This window comes from Cognaticolwellia aestuarii (assembly GCF_002000025.1).
Classification (GTDB): domain Bacteria; phylum Pseudomonadota; class Gammaproteobacteria; order Enterobacterales; family Alteromonadaceae; genus Cognaticolwellia; species Cognaticolwellia aestuarii.
Window position 1 is genome coordinate 417,488 of record NZ_MUZV01000001.1, and the last position, 19,471, is coordinate 436,958.

General features: G+C 38.1%; 19 protein-coding genes. 13 read left to right on the forward strand and 6 right to left on the reverse strand.

Annotation, left to right across the window (positions count from 1 at the left end; genetic code table 11):
• Window positions 1-20 precede the first annotated feature (20 nt).
• From B0169_RS01895 to B0169_RS01905, 3 genes are all read left to right on the forward strand, one after another.
• Entirely contained in the window at window positions 21-2,159 is a 2,139-nt protein-coding gene (locus tag B0169_RS01895; RefSeq protein WP_077284134.1) for a hypothetical protein, read from the forward strand.
• Window positions 2,160-2,479: 320 nt separating this feature from the next.
• The gene (locus B0169_RS01900; protein ID WP_077284529.1) at window positions 2,480-2,914 is read left to right on the forward strand and encodes a thermonuclease family protein; all 435 of its coding nucleotides are present in this window, start codon (window positions 2,480-2,482) and stop codon (window positions 2,912-2,914) included.
• Between the two features lie 27 nt (window positions 2,915-2,941).
• Window positions 2,942-3,607, forward strand: coding sequence for a TVP38/TMEM64 family protein (locus B0169_RS01905; protein ID WP_143323432.1), 666 nt, complete (start codon window positions 2,942-2,944; stop codon window positions 3,605-3,607).
• A gap of 48 nt (window positions 3,608-3,655) precedes the next feature.
• On the opposite strand, the gene B0169_RS01910 is transcribed toward B0169_RS01905, so the two are convergent.
• The 3 genes from B0169_RS01910 to ccoG are packed head-to-tail and all read right to left on the reverse strand — an operon-like array spanning window position 3,656 to window position 6,752.
• Window positions 3,656-4,288 (reverse strand): thiol:disulfide interchange protein DsbA/DsbL, encoded by a 633-nt coding sequence (locus B0169_RS01910; RefSeq protein WP_143323433.1) that lies wholly within the window; start codon window positions 4,286-4,288, stop codon window positions 3,656-3,658.
• A 53-nt stretch (window positions 4,289-4,341) separates the two neighbouring features.
• Window positions 4,342-5,319, reverse strand: coding sequence for a serine/threonine protein kinase (locus B0169_RS01915; RefSeq protein WP_077284138.1), 978 nt, complete (start codon window positions 5,317-5,319; stop codon window positions 4,342-4,344).
• The gene (gene ccoG / locus B0169_RS01920) at window positions 5,319-6,752 is read right to left on the reverse strand and encodes a cytochrome c oxidase accessory protein CcoG (protein ID WP_077284140.1); all 1,434 of its coding nucleotides are present in this window, start codon (window positions 6,750-6,752) and stop codon (window positions 5,319-5,321) included. The genes B0169_RS01915 and ccoG overlap by 1 nt, the downstream gene beginning before the upstream one ends.
• A gap of 221 nt (window positions 6,753-6,973) precedes the next feature.
• Between ccoG and B0169_RS01925 the strand changes: the two genes are divergently transcribed.
• On the forward strand, window positions 6,974-7,330 hold the full coding sequence (locus B0169_RS01925) for a hypothetical protein (RefSeq protein ID WP_077284142.1): 357 nt from the start codon (window positions 6,974-6,976) through the stop codon (window positions 7,328-7,330).
• 132 nt (window positions 7,331-7,462) lie between these two features.
• Here the strand turns inward: B0169_RS01925 and B0169_RS01930 are convergent, their stop codons facing one another.
• Both B0169_RS01930 and hutG read right to left on the reverse strand, forming a co-directional pair.
• Complete coding sequence (locus B0169_RS01930) at window positions 7,463-8,824, reverse strand: formimidoylglutamate deiminase (protein WP_077284144.1); 1,362 nt, start codon at window positions 8,822-8,824, stop codon at window positions 7,463-7,465.
• A gap of 12 nt (window positions 8,825-8,836) precedes the next feature.
• Complete coding sequence (gene hutG, locus B0169_RS01935) at window positions 8,837-9,631, reverse strand: N-formylglutamate deformylase (protein ID WP_077284146.1); 795 nt, start codon at window positions 9,629-9,631, stop codon at window positions 8,837-8,839.
• Window positions 9,632-10,001: 370 nt separating this feature from the next.
• Here hutG and B0169_RS01940 point away from each other — a divergent pair, with 370 nt between their 5' ends.
• The 9 genes from B0169_RS01940 to hemN all read left to right on the forward strand — a co-directional run bounded on the left by B0169_RS01940 (window position 10,002) and on the right by hemN (window position 18,897).
• Entirely contained in the window at window positions 10,002-10,439 is a 438-nt protein-coding gene (locus tag B0169_RS01940; RefSeq protein ID WP_077284148.1) for a GNAT family N-acetyltransferase, read from the forward strand.
• A gap of 326 nt (window positions 10,440-10,765) precedes the next feature.
• The gene (locus tag B0169_RS01945; RefSeq protein WP_077284150.1) at window positions 10,766-11,494 is read left to right on the forward strand and encodes a glutathione peroxidase; all 729 of its coding nucleotides are present in this window, start codon (window positions 10,766-10,768) and stop codon (window positions 11,492-11,494) included.
• Between the two features lie 122 nt (window positions 11,495-11,616).
• Window positions 11,617-11,850, forward strand: coding sequence for a VF530 family protein (locus tag B0169_RS01950; RefSeq protein ID WP_077284152.1), 234 nt, complete (start codon window positions 11,617-11,619; stop codon window positions 11,848-11,850).
• 97 nt (window positions 11,851-11,947) lie between these two features.
• The gene (gene purU / locus B0169_RS01955) at window positions 11,948-12,808 is read left to right on the forward strand and encodes a formyltetrahydrofolate deformylase (RefSeq protein ID WP_077284154.1); all 861 of its coding nucleotides are present in this window, start codon (window positions 11,948-11,950) and stop codon (window positions 12,806-12,808) included.
• Window positions 12,809-12,897: 89 nt separating this feature from the next.
• Window positions 12,898-14,691 (forward strand): M61 family metallopeptidase, encoded by a 1,794-nt coding sequence (locus B0169_RS01960; RefSeq protein WP_077284156.1) that lies wholly within the window; start codon window positions 12,898-12,900, stop codon window positions 14,689-14,691.
• Window positions 14,692-14,834: 143 nt separating this feature from the next.
• Window positions 14,835-15,368 (forward strand): VOC family protein, encoded by a 534-nt coding sequence (locus tag B0169_RS01965; protein WP_077284158.1) that lies wholly within the window; start codon window positions 14,835-14,837, stop codon window positions 15,366-15,368.
• Between the two features lie 894 nt (window positions 15,369-16,262).
• Window positions 16,263-16,847 carry a Der GTPase-activating protein YihI gene (gene yihI, locus B0169_RS01970; protein ID WP_077284160.1) on the forward strand — a complete coding sequence of 195 codons (585 nt, stop codon included), beginning with the start codon at window positions 16,263-16,265 and terminating at the stop codon, window positions 16,845-16,847.
• A gap of 9 nt (window positions 16,848-16,856) precedes the next feature.
• Window positions 16,857-17,339 carry a DUF2489 domain-containing protein gene (locus B0169_RS01975; protein WP_077284162.1) on the forward strand — a complete coding sequence of 161 codons (483 nt, stop codon included), beginning with the start codon at window positions 16,857-16,859 and terminating at the stop codon, window positions 17,337-17,339.
• A 187-nt stretch (window positions 17,340-17,526) separates the two neighbouring features.
• Window positions 17,527-18,897, forward strand: coding sequence for an oxygen-independent coproporphyrinogen III oxidase (gene hemN, locus B0169_RS01980; protein ID WP_077284164.1), 1,371 nt, complete (start codon window positions 17,527-17,529; stop codon window positions 18,895-18,897).
• Here hemN and B0169_RS01985 read toward each other — a convergent pair whose 3' ends face one another.
• Window positions 18,898-19,446: a DUF1285 domain-containing protein gene (locus tag B0169_RS01985; RefSeq protein ID WP_077284166.1), complete on the reverse strand. Its 549-nt coding sequence runs from the start codon at window positions 19,444-19,446 to the stop codon at window positions 18,898-18,900.
• Window positions 19,447-19,471 lie beyond the last annotated feature (25 nt).

Consider the following 19,471-nt stretch of genomic DNA (forward strand, 5'->3'; position numbering starts at 1 on the left):
CCTTAAGGAAGCGCTATTATATGGAAAAGAAAAACGGACTTAATATTGTTAAGCTGTATTTTATTTACACATTAGTAGCGCTTTTTAATTTCTCGGTTAACGCGGAAGAACATAATCACAGTGGTCTAGCGTTATCACCCATCGCAGACCTTAGCCATGCCACGCTAAAAAATGAAAGTTGGCAGGCTGTATTGCCTATACCCGGTAATGATAAGCAGTACTTTATCGCTACCAGCATCGGCAATGTTTATCAAATTAATGATCGTGATATTTCCCCCTCTCCTTTTTTTGAACTAAAATCTGCATTAAATACTCCTGAAAACATCACTTTAACAGCCATTGCACTCGACCCAAATTTTAACTACCGTGAGCGCGATGGTTATCTGACATTTTATACTGCCCATACTGAAAAAAACAAAAAATCAAAAACAAAATTAAGCCCAGAAAACGACATCTCTTTGCCATATGATACAGTGATCATGCGTTGGCAGTTAACTTACACAAGGGATCAAAGACCTCAATTAAATAAGCAACGCGAAGTAATGCGTATTGCCATAAACCAAGCACAAGAACACATACAACAGCTGAGCTTTAATCCTTATATTGAACCTTGGCACAATGATTTTGGCTTACTTTTTGTTGGACTAGCTAAAAGTGAAAAGTTAGCTCACGAGGCACTCTATGCAGGTACAATTTTACGCATAAAACCAAAGGCATACGGTGTTAGAGGTTACAGTACCCCAGTAAATAATCCGTTCTCAAAGCAAGCAAGTATTTTAAATGAAATTGTTTTTATCGCCGGGCAAAAAATTATCCATTTTGATTGGATAAAAAAGGGTAGCTACAGTTTACTTGTCCAATTACAGCATCAAGATAATCATTTACTTGTCAAAGCTAAAATAGGCGAAGATTGGCGAAAGAACATTCCACAAGAGCAGATTAAGCAGCAACTAGCATCAGTTGATAGTCCACGTAAAACTTTCCTTTATCACGGCCGAGAATTAAAAAGTTTATGGGGTAAAGTATTACACTTACAAACAACAGAAGATATTTGGCAGTTACAAGCTTCACCATTATTTCCAGAGTTTACTAATACAGAAACTGACCAGCAGGGCCCATTTAACTTAGAACCCGAAAGTAAGATTAAACAAACAAAGTTCAGCTTACATCAAAGACTCGATGGTGAACTGATGTTACTCGAACATAATAATCAACGCCTGTACAGTCTCAAGCAACCTCAAATAGCCCCCAGTAAAACCATTAATAACGAGAGCTCGGCAACAAATACTAATAGCGGTAATGCTTTCGCTTTTATTGCCTTCACAGTGCTAATGCTAATAAGCTATTTCTGGTATTTAAGAAAAAGAACCCATAAACAACAACATTTTCTACACGAGCAATGGGCTAATTTTGATATCGTCCCTGAAAAAAAATCAATCAAGCTTTATAAACGTCATGAGAAAAATGCTGAAAAAGTTATCGAAATATTATCACTAACACGCAGTGAATTATTATTAAATGACAACGTTATATCAACAGTAGATGCGCACTCAGCGCAAAGCTTTTCCAATACATTAGAAACGCAAGTGCTAGCGATTTTCGCCAAAGAGAATCAGCTAAAAATGATCGATGAAAAGCAACGAAAAATTCAACTACGCTTAACAAACGCGCAAGCAGAAACTTATTTATTTTGCCTATATTTTCGGGTCGGTAATATACGTCACACTAAACTCAAGTACAGTAAAGTGATCAATAAAGTAATTGATTGGCAATGGCTGTTTTCTCAATATATTCATCCAACAACCACGAGTAAACGAAAAATAAAAGTTAACGTTGAGACACCAAAGCCAACAGAGCCATCAACAACACCAAAGCCAACAGAGCCAGATAGTGCTACAGATATCAACGCAAATAAAGTCACTCAGAGTACAGAAATATCCGATCAAGACACTTCACACTATAACACCGCTACTCAGGGTCAATCGCATAAGAGTAATAACGATTATGTAGATGCGGATACTCGATTAATCGCAGCCTTAGACAAACTTGTTATGATGAAAAAGCAAGGTTACTTGGATGAAAGTGAATTTAATATGGCAAAAAGCAAAATATTAAAAGATTTAGCTAACGAATCCCGATCACCTTCATCAAAGCGTTAAAAATTAATGCTTAACATAATCTGAACTCTGAATAAGCAGCGCTTGCTCAATCCTCCCTTTTAAGCCATTATCTGCGTTAAAACGTCGATAAATAGCGCGCTATTCATCAACGTTTTGCCTTGGAAAAGGCATAAAATAAAGCATTGATGGTGTCTATTAGTGATGTTCACCTTGCTATAGCATTTACTTTGCCACCTAAGCTTTTGATTCACTTGAATATCAAGCGCTCATTATCCAGAGTTCAAGTTAACAGATAACTGGCTTGTATTTAGTGATAAAGCGGCGCAAAATGCTGCAAATTTTTGTTTTGGGCTAATTTAATGCCAATGTTGTCAAAATTACTTTGTTGTTTTCTTATTTTACTCGCCCCACAAGCGCTTGCTAATGACTACGGTAGTATTGTCATAAGCCGTGTAACAAATGTTTATGACGGGGATACCTTTCGTGTTGATATCGACCAATGGCCGCCACTGATTGGTAAAAATGCGCCAATTCGCATCAACAATATTGATACGCCCGAATTAAGGGCAAAGTGCCCATATGAAAAGCAATTAGCCTTACTCGCCAAAAAATTTACCCAAGATAAATTACAGCATGCTAATGTGATTGAACTGAAGAATTTAAATCGCGGGAAATACTTTCGCATTACCGCCGATGTCTTTATTGACGGTGAGAGCCTTGCAGAAGAGTTATTAACGGCGGGGTTTGCAAAAGTGTATTCTGGTAAAACTAAAAAACAAAGCTGGTGCCACTAATTGCATCATCAGCATAAAGAGCCTCTATTGAAAGCAAATTCAGCAATAAAATTAACTGCGTTGGCAACAATACTATCAGTGCTGTTAGCCATCACAATAGCTGCCATTTTCCTCGGTAGCTATAGCGCTGATATTCAAAACTATATGGCAAAATTTATCCCAAATACCCCATGGGGTGCACTCGCTTTTATTTTACTATTAACGCCTGCCATGGCTATGGGGCTACCAAGGCAAATAGCGGCAATAAGTGCCGGTTTTTTATTTGGTGCAGGCTTAGGTATGGCAATAGCAACCACATCGGCTATTGTTGCCTGTATCTTGACCTTAATAGTCGCTCGTCAATGTTTTGCTAACTTAGTTCAACGACATTATCCGCTGCCTTTGGCCAAAGTAACTAACTTTTTTAGTCATAACACCTTTTTAAAAGCATTAATTATTCGGCTACTACCTGCTGGCTCAAACTTTCTCACTAACGTACTTGCCGGCACTGCACGTACGCCGGTAACACCTTATGTTTTCGGCTCCGCACTTGGTTTTATACCACAGATGACCATATTTTCATTAATGGGAGCTGGGCTACAAGTTAATGGTCAGCAACAGTTGATACTTAGTGGAGTTCTACTGGTTATCGCTGTCAGCCTTAGCGGTTATCTCTACCGAAAACACGAATTCAGTTCAACTTACAGAGTTTAGATAATAAAAAAGAGGCCTAAGCCTCTTTAATTATAACAATAGGTAAAGTTACTTTAAGGTTAATAAATGATTAACAAGATTAATGTAATCTTGTTCAAAGTTACTTCTATCTAGGCCTTTAGTATCAACACGATACTTGCCATTAACAATCACTGTTGGAACACCAGTTAATGCGCCTTTTTTAACGAAATAGTCTTGCTGCTTTTTCATGTTTTTAGCTTTACTCGCAACACCAAAGCTTTTCATTAACTTATCAAATTTTTCACCGTCAGCGCCATTAAGCACAAAAACATTACGGATGTCTTTTTCTGAAGTAAATACAGCTTTTTGTACGTGAATATAGTTAAACATGGCACCAATAACTTTTTTCTCCACGCCCATTTGATGCGCAACAACAACAGCTTTACTTAGCATTTGTTGTACTTTAGGTGACGCCGCACGTAAGAAGTCGACATGGTTCATTTCGAACGCAGTGTCAGCAGGGATTGAAGTTTTTAGTTTTGCCATAAAAGGTTCAAATTGAAAACAATGTGGGCAATAAAATGAGAAAAACTCACGTACTTCCGGTTTAGTGGTGATTTCTTCACTCACTTTAGTGTAATGCTCGCCTTCAGTATAATTTGCCGCAAAAGCGAATACTGGTAATAACATCAAAGCGAATAAACTCACTAACTTTTTCATAAAATTACAATTCCTAATCATTAATAAATCAAAATCAATAGCGTCGAACATACTTAATAAGGCAATAAACTCAGCGGAGGTTGCTGCAATGCCGACATTTGCTCTTTAAGCATTAGAATTTGCTGTTCCCAATATTTTTCAGTATTAAACCAAGGAAAATTATGAGGAAAAGCAGGATCTTTCCAACGTTTACATAGCCATGCCATATAGTTAACTACTCGCATAGTACGCAATGATTCAATTAAAGGCAATTGATTGACCTCAAAGCTGTGAAACTCATCGTAGCCAGTCAATATCGTATCAAGCTGCAATAATTGCTGCTGACGGTCACCACTTAACATCATCCAAATGTCTTGCACTGCTGGCCCCATTCGACAATCATCAAGATCAACAAAGTGCGGCCCAGCCTCAGTCCATAAAATATTACCGGCATGACAATCGCCATGTAAACGAATTTGCGATTGTGGTTGATACTGCTTGCTAGCAACCGCAATCACTTGTTCTAAAATAGTAAAAAAGGGCAATGCCAAACTCGCGGGAACGAATGCTGAATCTTCAATAGTTTGCTGCGCCTGCTGCAACATTTCTTCACTATTAAATGTCGGTCGTTCAATAAACGTCTTTTTAGCCGCGATAGCATGAATACGTCCTAGAAATCGCCCCATCCATTCCAGCTGATCTAAATTATCAACCTCAAAGATACGACCGCCACGACAAGGAAATATTGCAAAATAATATCCTTGGTAAGAAAATAATGATTCGCCATCAATTTTCAACGGGGCAACTAACGGCAACTCATTAGCGTCTAACTCAAAAGAAAACTCATGTTCTTCTCTAATTTGCGCCTCAGTCCAACGTTGAGGCCGATAAAACTTAGTTACATACTTAGTTTTATCGATATCATGAAATTGATAAACACGGTTTTCATAACTGTTCAACGCTAATAAGCCGCTATCAACGGTTAAGCCTGTACTTTCTAAGCCGTCTAAAATTAAGTCCGGTGATAACGACGTAAAATCAAATACGGCCATTAGCGCTTATTAAAGAAGCGGCTTTCATGTTCAAGCATGACCTCATCCGTATCTGACACTAATTCAATAACAAAACTTATATCTGTCATATAACCTTCCAACTCATAAGGATCAACCGAAATGCTGATTGGCAGAGTATACACTTTTGCCGCCTTAACAAATATCTCTTGTTCGCCATGCCACTTGGTATTATCTATACCTTTAACCGACAAACGATAACGATTATCTTTTTGTGATTTATTCAAAATCTTAAGCGTATAAACATTCTCAATGTCGCCATTAAAGTTCTCTTTAGCTAGTTGATTTCTATCGCGGATAATATCCATAGAAACCGGTACTCTGTTAGCCATTTCCAAGATCAATAGGCTAGACATCACTATTAGCACTATGGCGTAACCAATTAATTTACCACGTACAAAATGAACTTTTTTACCTTCTAATTCATGCTCTGTCGTGTAGCGAATTAAGCCTTTATCATATTTCATTCGCTCCATAACACCGTCACAAGCATCGACACAGGCGCCACAGTTAATACATTCATATTGCAGGCCGTTACGGATATCAATCCCTGTTGGGCAAACCTGAACACATAAATTACAATCGATACAATCACCTAAGCCAAGTTCTTTTGGATCTTGCTTTCTTGAACGCGGGCCACGATTTTCACCACGTTTCGTATCATAAGAAACCGTTAAAGTATCTTTATCAAACATTGCTGACTGAAAGCGTGCATACGGGCACATATGTAAACACATAATCTCTCGCATCCAGCCTGCGTTACCATAGGTACAAAAAGCAAAAAACCACACGGTTGCTGCTAAAGCAAATGAAGCATTAAAGGTAAAGAAATCAACAAAAACTTCTCGCATTGGTGCGAAGTAGCCAGCAAAGGTTAACGCCGTTAAAATGGAGAAAAAGCCCCAACAAAAATGCTTCAACGCTTTACGCCAAAATTTATTCGCGTTCATCGCTTGGCTATCGAGCTTCTTACGCTGGTTAGCGGTGCCTTCTATTTTTTCTTCAAACCAGATAAAAATAAAAGTCCAAACGGTCTGAGGACAAAGATACCCACACCAAACACGCCCTAAGAAAGTGGTAACAAAAAACAGTAGAAAAGCACCAAGAATAAAAATCCACGCCAGCAAGGTTAGATCTTGTGGCCAAAGTGTCACGCTCCATAAGGTAAAGCGTTGCTCACCAATATCAAATAAAATCGCTTGATGACCGTCATATTGCAACCAAGGTAAAATAGCAAATAGGGCAAGAAAGAAAAAGTTCATCTTTTGACGGAGTTTTTGAAATACACCTTCCACTTTACGTACATAAATTTGGTCACGGGGTTTATATGTATCGCTTTTTTCTGGTTGATGAATTTCAACATTTTTAATCGGAATTTGATTACTAACTTTACGGTTATGATCTTGTGATTTCAAAGCGGATCCTTTAGTTCGATAATGCGGGTCAATTATAACGAATTGGCACTGATTACCTATCAAAAAATAGCAAAATATTGCTTTGTTAATAGAAAATTGATTACCCTAGAACTATTCTCATTATATTTATTTCAATAAAGCATAATGATATCTATGGTCGATTAAATAATAACATGATGTCGCTTATTATTTATCCGTACATCTTAATTATAAGGCAGGGTATGAAAAAATTATTGATCTTAATCGTGGCAAGTGCGTTATATTTTCATTTTTATCCTAACGAAAAGCTAAATAACTGGTTGTTAGAACAAAAATCTGTAGTGTTGAGTTATTTCTCCGATGCTACCGATACAAAAATACGCTTAAAATCAGATAAAATTTATCAAGATTTATCCAACCATTTTGCTCAGTTTAATGCTCAAGAACAAACCTACGTAGCCGAAATTACCCGTAGCCGTAAACAGGTAAAAAGTTTTTACCAAAGCCATTGTCTCGATAAAAAAAGAACCACGAAATTACATCGCGATAATTTAATTAAAGTCTGTCAGACCATTAGTGAATACAGTAGCTTATTATAGTAATAAACGCTTAGCAAAGCCGTAAACGTTTATTACAACAGCATAAAAGCGATAGTGATTAGCTTATAAAATTAAGCTAAAACCTAGGCGCTTTTGCAATAAAAACCAAAGCATTTTGGCTAAAATAAAAGATCAACTGATCCTAGCAAGTAACTCAGAAAAATCATCCGCACAAGCCTGCTCTAAAGCATGTTTTTTATCGCGAATTGTCCAATGGCCATTAACCATAACATCTAATACTGGATTTTCTCGACTGGCAAAAATTACACTATCAAGTAAATGTTTGTCGTCATGAGCATACAAACGCAACTGGCTATCATCTAACACCAACAAATCAGCTTGCTTGCCTACGGCTAAAGCACCGGTGTTGCTATTAGTACTTTGTGCTCCACCCACGGCGGCTTGCTGCCATAAGTTCGCGCCAACTGATTTCTCTTCTTTACCGGTTAACAGTGCACGTTGCTGCTTACTTAAGCGCTGGGCATACTCAAGCCAACGTAGTTCTTCAATCGGGTTAACCGAAATATGACTATCTGAGCCAATTGCAAAAGTGCCGTTTTCAGCTATAAACTCCTCGGTAGGAAAAATACCATCACCTAAATTAGCTTCTGTTGTTGGACAAATGCCAGCAATCGCTTGGCTAGCAATGATGCCCTGACGCTCTTGTTCATTAATGTGTGTGGCATGAATCAAGCACCAATATTTATCTAGCTCGGCATTATCTAATAACCACTGCACAGGTCGTTGACCATAATAGGCTAAACAGTCTTGTACTTCCTTTTGTTGTTCAGCAATGTGAATATGAATTGGCGCTTGTTCATCGAGTGCTCTGACATGCTTAACAGCCGCGAGCAGTGAACTTTTATCCACTGCACGTAATGAATGCGGCGCAATACCGACATTACAATTCGCTTGTGATTGAGCAAGCTCGAAACATTCACTGACGAGATCATTAAATTGTGCAACAGAATTAATAAAGCGCTGCTGGCCTGAATTAGGCGCCTGAGTATCAAAGCCACTAAATCGATACAATACGGGTAACAATGTTAAGCCGATACCGGATTGCTCAGCGGCAGCAAAAATTGCCTGCGCCATTGCTGATAAATTAGCATAATTTTCGCCATTAATATCATGATGAAGATAATGAAATTCAGCCACACGGGTATAACCCATTTTCAACATTTCAATATAAAGTTGACTCGCAATGACTTGTGCATCTTGTGCGCTTAATTGCCCTAAAAACTTATACATGACATTGCGCCAAGTCCAAAAGCTATCTTGACCTTCACTGCCCTGCTCACTAAACCCGGCAAAAGCGCGTTGAAATGCATGAGAATGACAATTAACCATGCCGGGAATAACGATGCCTTTTGCATGCTCAGCACCTGCGATTTCACCCTCGACAATATCGGTAATCATTCCCTGCTCTATAGTCAAGGTTTGATCATTCGCCCAACCATTAGCGAGTAATATTTTTTTCGCAAAAAGTTTCATTACCAGGCTCCGTTAATTGTGACTAGTTTTAGCAAAAGTAATCAAGCTGTTAACCAAAGCTTCAAGTTTTGGTTGTACCTGTAACGCTAAGCTTTCGTTGTAAGTCATCGCTTGCTCATTCATATATGTTCGCTGCGATAACTCCAACTGTAAAGCATGAAAACCATTATCCGGCTGGCCGAAAGCACGAGTAATATACCCGCCTTTAAAGCGGCCATTACAAACCATGGTATAGGGAGCATAATTTAAATTGGCTACAGCAGAAATAAGCTCAGCAGAGCAACTTTTACCGTCCGCATTACCAAAATTAAAATCAGGCAATTGGCCAGTAAAAAAACGCGGTACTTGTGAACGAATGGAATGTGCCTCAAGTAACACTGCTTGACCAAACTCAGCCTTTATTGTTTGCATGGTTGACATTAACGCCTGATGATAAGGTTGCCAATAATTGGCAACCCGCTGGCTAATTTGTTCTGCGTTAGGCGTTTTACCCTCTAAATACAGCGGTGATAAATCAAATGCAGTCGTTGGGCATAATTCGGTATTGTTTGCACCTGGATATAGGTCAATACCGTCAGGATCACGATTTAAGTCAACAACATATCGGCTGTATTTAGGAATTAAGATAAAGGCACCTAGCGCTTGCGCAAAGGCATATAAGCGATCCATATACCAGTCAGTATCTGCTACTTCACGGCCCTTAGCTGTCATTACGGCTGCAATATCATCAGGTATTTCTTCGCCATTGTGGGGCATACTTATCAGTAAAGGAACAGAGCCTTTAATTAACGTATAGCTAGTAGACATATCACCTCTTTAAATTGTATATACAACTTTGTTGTTGATAATTTACCATGCAATAATAAGAACATGAACTACTTTATTTATCTGAGCGCAATATAGTTAGTCGCTCTATTACTTACTCTCATAACAACCTCGGCACTTATTGCGTTTACAAATACTCTTAGCTACAGAACAAGAGTGTTAAAACTATCAATAGCCAAAGCACTTTTTAGTGCGATTAGCCAATGATTCGGTCAAAAACCAATCAACACTTGAAAATGATAATGGCCACTCCATATATAAAAGTAACCATGAGCGGTATATATCATGCTACTAATTTAGCAGGCATTACTTAACTCAATGTAAAGTAAAAATGATTTACCAAGGAAAACAAATGGATGTAACGCTTCGCAAAGTAACAAAAGATAATTATGAGCGAGTATGCGAGCTTGATGTAGAAAAAGCCCAAGAAGACTATGTTGCCTGTAATATGTGGTCTTTAGTTGAGGCCACCTATAACAATGGTTATGAAAGTAGAGCAATTTATTTAGCTAATGAACCCGTTGGTTTTTTGATGTGGGTGCGAGAAAGCGCAGATAAAATGTCAATTTGGCGTTTCATGATTGACCAACATTATCAAAAAAAGGGCATAGGTCGTAAAGCCCTATCGCTCGCTTTAGACGAAATAAAAGTCGTTTCAATGCTTAAGCAGATCGAAATTTGCTACCACCCTGAAAATCCAGTCGCGAAAAGCTTTTATGCTAGCTTTGGCTTTAACGAAGTTGGCATGGATGAAGATAATGAAGACATGGTTGCAGTGATTGAACTCTGATTACTTGAAACTGCAAAAGCACACAAGATAGCATTGTTGAGTATGTTCATAACCAATTGACAACAAAAACAATAGTAAACATAAGTGCAATGGTTACCGCTAAGTAAAGGGTAATAGCTGTCCTTAGCGTTAAAGCACTAGGCATTATCGCGTTGTTATTCTAAGCTAGGATAATACGATAAATTTTGCCTATCACTAGCAAGCAGTGATAATCTATTTTATAGATTGATATATTCTATATTAATCGATTTATATTTATCGTAAAAACAGGATAATTACTGCATTGCCTTACAAAACACTATTTATGATAATAAAACGGAGCCATTATGTTAGAAAATAAAGAGCAACAAAAAGTCCCTAATGTTACCTTCACATTACGAGCAAATGACGAATGGACAACACGCACTAGCGATGAAATTTTTAATAACAAAACTGTCGTCGTTTTTTCATTACCTGGTGCTTTTACCCCAACATGCTCATCTTCACATTTACCACGCTACAATGAATTAGCGCCAACATTATTTAAAAATGGCGTTGACGAAATTATCTGTATGTCAGTAAACGACACCTTTGTAATGAATGCATGGGCACAAGATCAAGACGCTGATAATATTAGCTTTATTCCTGATGGTAACGGTGAATTTACCGACGCTATGGGTATGTTAGTCGACAAAGCTGACATTGGTTTCGGTAAGCGTAGTTGGCGTTATGCGATGCTAGTAAAAAATGGCATCATTGAAAAAATGTTCATTGAACCTGATGTACCAGGCGACCCGTTTGAAGTATCAGATGCTGACACTATGTTAAATCATATTAACCCTTCTGCTTGTCAAACTTCAGCAATCACGGTTTTTAGCAAGCCTACCTGCCCATACTGTAAAAAGGCTAAAGCTTTATTAACAGAAAAAGGCTTAACATTTGAAGAACTAGAAGTTGGCAAAGATGTTAATTTAACCATGTTTAAAGCATTAACTAACGCAGATACTGTGCCGCAAGTATTTATTGATGGTAAACATATTGGTGGTAGTGAGGCATTAGCAGCACACTTTAGCTAATGTGAGCAAGAACAAGCAGGTGATTTAAAGCCAACGATAAAAGCGACATTCATCTGTCGCTTTTTTAATTATCTTATCCTCTACATGATAGAATAGCGCTCAAAACTGCATAGGCCCAAAATATGGATCACCAACCTTATAATCCATTACACGGATTAACTTTAAAAACTATCGTCACACAACTCGTTGAGCACTTTGGTTTTGCGTATCTCGGTAAAGAAATAAAAATTCGTTGTTTTACTGACGAACCGAGTATCAACTCAAGTTTAAAGTTTTTAAGGAAAACCCCTTGGGCAAGAGAAAAAGTTGAAGCGCTTTATATCAAGCACAAAAGTAAGTTAACCGACCAAACTTAAATCACTTGAAAGGCATTAGCATATAACGCAAAAGTATTGAACAATATGGCAATAAAATGCCATGCTGAGGCAATATAATCACAACAACTACTAGCAGATGAAAAACATTAATCACTACATCCTTACTTGGCAGTGTCCTGACACCTCAGGCGTATTAGCAAAAGTATCGCAAAGTTTATTTCAACACGGTGCTTTTATTACCGAAACCAGCCAATACAGTGACCCTTATACTGAAACTTTTTTTTCTCGTGTTGCTTTTGACGATCGAGAGCTTAAAGTGAGTTTTGCAGAGCTAAGTCAAGCCATTGATTTACTATCAAAACCGTTAAACATGCAGTATAAAATCAGAGAAAAAGAAAGCTATCCTAACGTGGTTATTGCCGTTTCTAAAGATGATCATTGCTTAGTTTCATTGCTGACAAAATGGAAAGCGGGCGCCCTACCCATTAATATAGTAGCAATTACATCCAACCATAAAGACTGCGAAGCCTTGGCACAATGGCATAATATTCCATTTCATTATTTACCGGTTAATAAAGAAAACAAAGCGCAACAAGAGCAAGCTTTACTCGATATTTATCAACAATATCAAGGTGATTTATTGGTACTTGCTCGATATATGCAAATATTATCAGATCAGCTTTGCCATAGTCTACGTGGCCAAGCGATCAATATTCATCATTCTTTTTTACCCAGTTTTAAAGGTGCGAAACCTTATCATCAAGCACATAAACGTGGGGTTAAAATTATTGGTGCCACAGCGCATTACGTCACAGCTGATCTTGATGAAGGCCCTATCATTGTTCAAGAGGTCAAACCGATTAACCATACCTTCACTATTGAGAAAATGGTTCACCTTGGTCACGACTTAGAGGCAACCGCCCTATGTCACGCAGTAAAAATGCATGCAGAACAGCGTATTTGCTTGAATAAAGATAAAACTGTTATTTTAAGTTAAGCGCTCACAAGACGCTATTTTACAGCTGTTTTATCCCATCAACTCTGCTACATTGGAAGACAAATATTTGCCAATAATTGTCTTCCAACATGATCCAATATCAAATTTTTCCTATCAATCCAAATAGCCATTTATTTGAGGTTTTACTGTCATTTAAAAGTACGCCTGGCCAAAGCTATACCTTATCGTTACCCGCTTGGTTACCTGGCAGTTATATGATCCGCGACTTTGCTAAAAATATAACGCAAATCCATGCGTTTGACGGCCAAGAACAAGCCATAGCATTAACTAAAATAGACAAGCAAACTTGGTCACTACAAGCCCAAGATGACCAAGTACAAGTGCGTTATCAAGTGTTTGCTTTCGACTTATCTGTTCGCACAGCCTACCTTGATAGCCAACGTGGTTTTTTCAATGGCAGCTCGACCTTTTTACAAGTCACAGAGTTAAGCGAGTTAAGTTGCGAGCTCATCATTGAGCCATCAGCAAACACAACACATAACCAATGGCGAGTCGCCACAGGTTTAACCCGAGCAAAAGAAACTGAAAAGTTTCAATTTGGTCGATATATTGCAGATAATTATCAACATTTAATTGATTGTCCTGTTGCCATTGGTGAGTTTGATTGCACCGAATTTACTGTGGAAGGTGTAGTCCATCATTTAGTATTTACCAGTAAACATTATGGCGATACGCAGCGCTTGGCGGCAGATGTCAGTAAGTTATGTCAGCACCACATTAATTTATTTGGTGAAGCACCTTTTAAAGAATATTGGTTTATTACCCATTTGCAGGCACAGGGCTTTGGCGGCTTAGAACATAAAAACTCGACTATTTTGCAGGCTAGTCGCTTTGATCTTCCCAACCCTCAACAAACTCATGCCGATATGAGTGATAATTATAAAACCTTTTTAAGTTTATGTTCGCACGAGTATTTTCATGCTTGGAATGTTTGTCGAATTAAGCCGAAAGAATTTGTGCCATATAATTTACAAAAAGAAAGCTACACCAAGCAATTATGGGCATTTGAAGGTATCACCTCTTACTACGATGACTTTTCACTTTACCGCACCGGCTTAATTGATTTTGAAGCCTACTTAGCTATATTGGCAAAAACAGCAACACGGGTGTTTCGTGGCGCGGGTGAGTTGAAGCAAAGCATTACCGCTTCAAGTTTTGACGCTTGGACCAAGTTTTATCAACAAGGTCCAGATGCGGTTAACAACATTGTCAGTTACTACGCTAAAGGCGCATTAATTGCTTTATGGCTAGATCTAACTATTCGCAGTAAATCTAATCATCAATATAGCTTAGACACCCTGATGCGTGAACTATGGATCCACTTTGGTCGTACTAACACAGGCACCACGGAAGACGATTTTATTAATATAGCTAACCTGTTGTGTGGAGAAGACATTTCAACAACATTTAAACGCCACCTCGATAGTAATGAACGTATTGATATCAGCAAAGAGTTAGCAGAATATGGCGTTGAATTACAGAAACAAAAATTCAAAAAGCTCAATAGCTTAGAGACTACTCCGGCCACATGTTATCACGCCTATTTAGGGGCTCACTACAAAGCTCAAACCTTGGGATTAGTTATTAACCAAGTATTGGAAAATTCACCGGCAGCAAATGCAGGATTAGCGGTGAACGATACCCTTATTGCTATTGATAACATCAAAATAACCGAATCAACAATACAGGCTTTATTTGAACATTTATCGGTAAATACCGAGCTAACTTGCCACTTCTTTCGTGACGATCAGCTATTAACTTCGACACTGCAAGTCACTGACTCACCTTTAGCGGGTATTGCTTTTAAAGTTGTAGACAATAATTTAACAAAGCAATGGCAAGAGATTATCGCAGCGAAATAACATCAGCTTGTAAAGTAAAGCGTACGTAATTGCTGACAACATTACGTCGCTAAACTCATCTGAAAATTAGGGTCTATTATCGAGCTATGGTAAAAAATAGCTCATTCGAGATCTGTTTAACTTATAACGTAACTAACAACATTATGATTAATTTAAAACGCTTCCACCATGTGGCTTACCGATGTAAAGATGCAAAAGAAACCGTTGACTGGTATCAAAAGCATTTAAATATGGAACTCACTGTCGCTATTGCAGAAAATGAAGTACCGTCAACTAAAGCGCCAGATCCTTACATGCATATATTTTTAGATGCTGGTATGGGCAATGTTTTAGCCTTTTTTGAAATACCTAACTCACCTGAAATGGGACGTGATGAAAATACCCCGCAATGGGTACAACATATTGCTTTAGAAGTTGAAGATATTGATGCCCTAGTGTCAGCGAAAAACGACTTACAAGCCCATGGCGTAGATGTTTTAGGCCCAGTTAACCATGGAATATTTAAGTCTATCTATTTCTTTGATCCTAATGGCCACCGCTTAGAACTCGCTACAAATACCGGTACAGCTGAACAATATGCTGAGCTTAAACGTGTTGCGCCGTTAATGGTTGAAGAATGGTCTAAAACTAAAAAAGCACCAACTCACGCCGCTTGGTTACACGAACAAGAAGATTAAAAGCGACAATACAGTAGATAGTTGCTCCATCACTGTCTACTGCTTTAAAAAAGTTAATTTTCGTCACACTTCATAACAACATGCGTTTCAACACGCCACCACCATAAACGCCAACACTATTTGGAACAACAAACCTGAGCTTAAAAACACTTCAGTGTATGACACTGTGCTGGCGAATAATTCAACTTTATCTAAACTCTCTTCTCCAGGTATTTATTCATTGTTCGCAAATGCACAATATAGTAAAAACGCTACAGCACCTATTAACGAAGGGTTTCGTAAATAAAAATCAAATAACTAATTAGCTTATCTGCCATTTTTCTTGTAAGACATTGACCATTATTATTTATAAAGGATAATTAAATTACATTTGTTAACAAAAATATTACATTTAAAAACAAGCACTTGTTAATTATTCGACTTTAGTGCAAGAAACAATTGAAAAAAATAGCTTGCTGCTTTGGCAAAGTCACGTAAAGTATGGGTCAGCTACTTTAGTAGCAGCATACAAAACGGACAATTTTTGCACGGAAAGCAATAAGCGTTATATACGCAGCAAATAATTTAAAATACGGATAGTTTACTAATACTCAGGAAGAGTGCTGAAGTAATTTGCCCATAGAGGGCGTTAAGGATAAACCAAGAAAGTGTCAGGACGACCGAAAAAAATAAATTTAAGCACGGAAGTGACTATAATAATATTGGAAACTGTCAAATTCACAAGGACTGTACCAAAAGGCTAGGATAGCCCCTTAAAATCGGAATTATATGTTTGGCTTATGCCACATTTCATCCAAAAGCGACGTTATTAACGTCGCTTTTTTTCTTTCTATCGCGGTTTAGCGTGGAATGTCGTAAAATAGTGATAATTGTTCATTAGCAAAAGTTATAACTATGTCTCGTACTAAAAAATCCCGCAAGCCAGGCACAGGCTCAATTGGCATCCTTAAAGATGACAAGAAAAAATTAGTGACCCCGACACCTCGTAAAGCCAAGAAAAAAAGTGGCAAAGAAGCGGGAAATCGCCAAAAAGAAGCTAGCCCTAAAGTCAATAATGGGCAAAAATCATCAGTAAACAAAGATCCACGTATTGGCAATAAAACACCTATTGACTTAGGTAAACCTGTTACTGCACCAATTAAAACCAAAGCTGCTAAACCGGCAAAAGTCATAGCAAATAATTCACCTATCGCAGCCATTCGCGCGGTGGAAGCGAGTGAGTCTTTAGCTGAGCAGCTAAATCGTATTGAGCAAGATCCTCGTTTGCTTGAAATACTTGAAAAGCAAGACGATGATTTAGAACTAACAGCTGAAGATGTTAATTATTACAATGAATTAATGGAACAACATGAAAAAATCAGTCAAGCATTGGGGCTTGATGATGATGAAGAAGAGATAATAGCACCAACTAAAAGCTCAGACTCTGAAGATGATTTATGGGACAAATTTGATAGCAGTGACCTATCAAAATTTGAATAGGTAGCTTTCATGTTTTCAAATCCTTGGATATATCTCGCGTTATTGGCCATGGTGATTATTGGCGTACTAGCCGCAGTAGCAGTTAAGCTATTGCGTCAATTAAAACAACAAACGCTAGAACAAGAGCAACAAAAAGCCGCGCAACAACAAGCACTGCAACAGCATGATAAAAAAATCATCGCCAGTGTCATTATTATTGTGCGAGCTATGAAAGAAGAGCAGTGCGACTTTGCCGAAGGCTGCTGGCGTTTGAGTGTGTTGCTTGACTCATTAAAGCTAAGCCAAGATTTAAATCTGCAATTTCCTGCGGTATTTAAATTTTATGAAGGTATTAAGCATATGCCTATTTTAGCTGAACGTAAAAAGCTTGATAAACGAACGCGTATGAAGCTCGACCTTGAGCGCATGAAGCTTGAAGCAGAGCTAGCGGAAGATATTCGCCGTGATATTGGCTTACTACATCAATACGCGAATGAACGAAACAGCAATTGAGTCAACCCACGCAATAATGTCGGAAAATATTATTAACTCGTTTTAAAAACATCAAGTTACTGTAATATAATAATAAAATAGAACAAAATTGACATAAGTCACAATAAAGCCGTCAGCATTGCGCTTGATCAATGTTTGGGCGGCTAGTTTATCTATAATAGCGTCAAATTGGTAAACGAGAAGACTCATGCAAGCAACTCAATTTTTCGATAGCGCGCTATTAAAGAAATATAACACTAGTGGCCCACGATATACTTCATACCCAACAGCACTAGAGTTTCATGATCAATTCCAACATGATCATCTGGTTCGAGCCATTGAAGCTTCACCTAATCGTGAGTTGTCTTTGTATGTGCATATCCCTTTTTGTCATAGCCTTTGCTATTACTGTGGTTGTAATAAAGTTATCACTCGCCATCGCGATAAAGCGGACACTTACCTTGAATTTCTTGCCGAAGAAATTGCCTCTCGAGCACCACTATTTAAAGACTACACCGTTAAACAGTTACACTGGGGTGGCGGCACACCAAGCTTTTTACGACACGAACAAATCACCAAACTGGTTGAGCTGCTAAAAGAAAAGTTTACTTTTGCTGAACAAGTAGAGATGAGTATCGAAATCGATCCTCGTGAAATTGAAATGAACCTAGCAGAGCATCTTTATAGCCTAGGCTTCAACCGCATAAGCATTGGTGTTCAAGACATTGATGAAAAGGTGCAAGAAACCATTAATCGAGTACAGTCTACTGAATTTATTGAAAACTTCATTGCTCACGCAAAAGCAGTTGGCTTTAAATCCATTAATATCGATTTAATCTACGGTCTACCGCACCAAAATATCGACACCTTTACTCGTACTTTAAATAAAGCGCATGAAATGGATGTAGATCGCATCTCACTGTTTAGCTACGCCCATATTCCTGCTCGCTTTGCTGCCCAGCGAAAGTTAAGAGATGAGTGGTTACCCAGTGTTGATGAAAAGTTTGCCCTAATGAAACTCGCTATCGAAAAGCTATGTGATTTTGGTTATGACTTTATCGGCATGGATCACTTTGCTAAACCTGAAGATGAGCTATCAATAGCGCAAAAAGCAGGCGAATTGCACCGAAACTTCCAAGGTTACACCACTAAAGGCGGCTGCGATCTGCTCGGTTTAGGCGTGTCATCTATTAGTGCTATTGGTAACAGCTTCAGTCAAAATACTAAAGAATTACAAGACTATTACAAGGCAATTGATAACCAAGCTCACGCCCATGTAAAAGGTGTAAGTTTAACCAACGACGATATTATTCGTGGTGAAGTCATACGTGAATTAATGTGTAACCTTTACCTCGATAAAAATAAAATCAATGAAAAATTTGCCATCGATTTTGATCAATATTTTGCCGAAGATTTACCATCACTAAACACTTTTATTAATGATGGGCTAATGACCAATAGTGCTGATGAAATCAAAGTGAATCAAAAAGCACGCTTACTGATACGTAATATTTGCATGAGTTTTGATGCCTACATGAAGCAACATTTAAATAAACAACGTTTTTCTCGCGTAATATAACTAATCTTCTAATACCCCTAAAACAAATCGCTGTTCGGCACTGTAAAAACATAATTCAGTGCCGTTTTCATTGTTTTCTTCTTTCGCTAAATCAACCCACTGATAATAAACATTACGATGCACTTTAGCGGGTAAGTTACGTCTAACGGTGACATATAGGCCACCCTCTTCTGTCAGCGTTAACGGATGCTCGGCGCTTAAAGTAAAACTATCGCCTAAATTGCTGCTAACTTGCATAATAGTTTTTGCATCATCTAACCACTGCCATTGGGTAATCAAAAACGGCGCGTCTTCAACAACAATACCTATCTTCTCAACTGGTGTAACTAAGAAGTACTTTTCGGCTTCCTTTTTTAAGACTGAGGCAAAGAGCTTAACTAAAGATAAGCGCTTAAATATTGTGCCATTATAAAACCAGCTACCGTCCGACTTTATCACCAAGTCAATATCACCACAAAAAGGTGGATCCCATAACTCAACCGGCGGCATTTTTTTCTCATTGCCTTGCTCAGTGTTAAGAATTTGTGCAGAAATGCTTTCTAATGACATATATTTATCTTCTAAGTGATTTTAC

Bases quoted from the DNA above. Each gene is read 5' to 3' on its own strand.
- hemN (WP_077284164.1), top strand. From the start codon at position 17,527: ATGCAAGCAACTCAATTTTTCGATAGCGCGCTATTAAAGAAATATAAC.
- hutG (WP_077284146.1), bottom strand. From the start codon at position 9,631: ATGTCTACTAGCTATACGTTAATTAAAGGCTCTGTTCCTTTACTGATA.
- B0169_RS01915 (WP_077284138.1), bottom strand. From the start codon at position 5,319: ATGGCCGTATTTGATTTTACGTCGTTATCACCGGACTTAATTTTAGAC.
- B0169_RS01965 (WP_077284158.1), top strand. From the start codon at position 14,835: ATGATTAATTTAAAACGCTTCCACCATGTGGCTTACCGATGTAAAGAT.
- B0169_RS01945 (WP_077284150.1), top strand. From the start codon at position 10,766: ATGTTAGAAAATAAAGAGCAACAAAAAGTCCCTAATGTTACCTTCACA.
- B0169_RS01895 (WP_077284134.1), top strand. From the start codon at position 21: ATGGAAAAGAAAAACGGACTTAATATTGTTAAGCTGTATTTTATTTAC.
- yihI (WP_077284160.1), top strand. From the start codon at position 16,263: ATGTCTCGTACTAAAAAATCCCGCAAGCCAGGCACAGGCTCAATTGGC.
- B0169_RS01985 (WP_077284166.1), bottom strand. From the start codon at position 19,446: ATGTCATTAGAAAGCATTTCTGCACAAATTCTTAACACTGAGCAAGGC.
- B0169_RS01950 (WP_077284152.1), top strand. From the start codon at position 11,617: ATGGATCACCAACCTTATAATCCATTACACGGATTAACTTTAAAAACT.
- B0169_RS01940 (WP_077284148.1), top strand. From the start codon at position 10,002: ATGGATGTAACGCTTCGCAAAGTAACAAAAGATAATTATGAGCGAGTA.
- B0169_RS01925 (WP_077284142.1), top strand. From the start codon at position 6,974: ATGAAAAAATTATTGATCTTAATCGTGGCAAGTGCGTTATATTTTCAT.
- B0169_RS01910 (WP_143323433.1), bottom strand. From the start codon at position 4,288: ATGAAAAAGTTAGTGAGTTTATTCGCTTTGATGTTATTACCAGTATTC.
- purU (WP_077284154.1), top strand. From the start codon at position 11,948: ATGAAAAACATTAATCACTACATCCTTACTTGGCAGTGTCCTGACACC.
- B0169_RS01975 (WP_077284162.1), top strand. From the start codon at position 16,857: ATGTTTTCAAATCCTTGGATATATCTCGCGTTATTGGCCATGGTGATT.
- B0169_RS01930 (WP_077284144.1), bottom strand. From the start codon at position 8,824: ATGAAACTTTTTGCGAAAAAAATATTACTCGCTAATGGTTGGGCGAAT.
- B0169_RS01900 (WP_077284529.1), top strand. From the start codon at position 2,480: ATGCCAATGTTGTCAAAATTACTTTGTTGTTTTCTTATTTTACTCGCC.
- B0169_RS01960 (WP_077284156.1), top strand. From the start codon at position 12,898: ATGATCCAATATCAAATTTTTCCTATCAATCCAAATAGCCATTTATTT.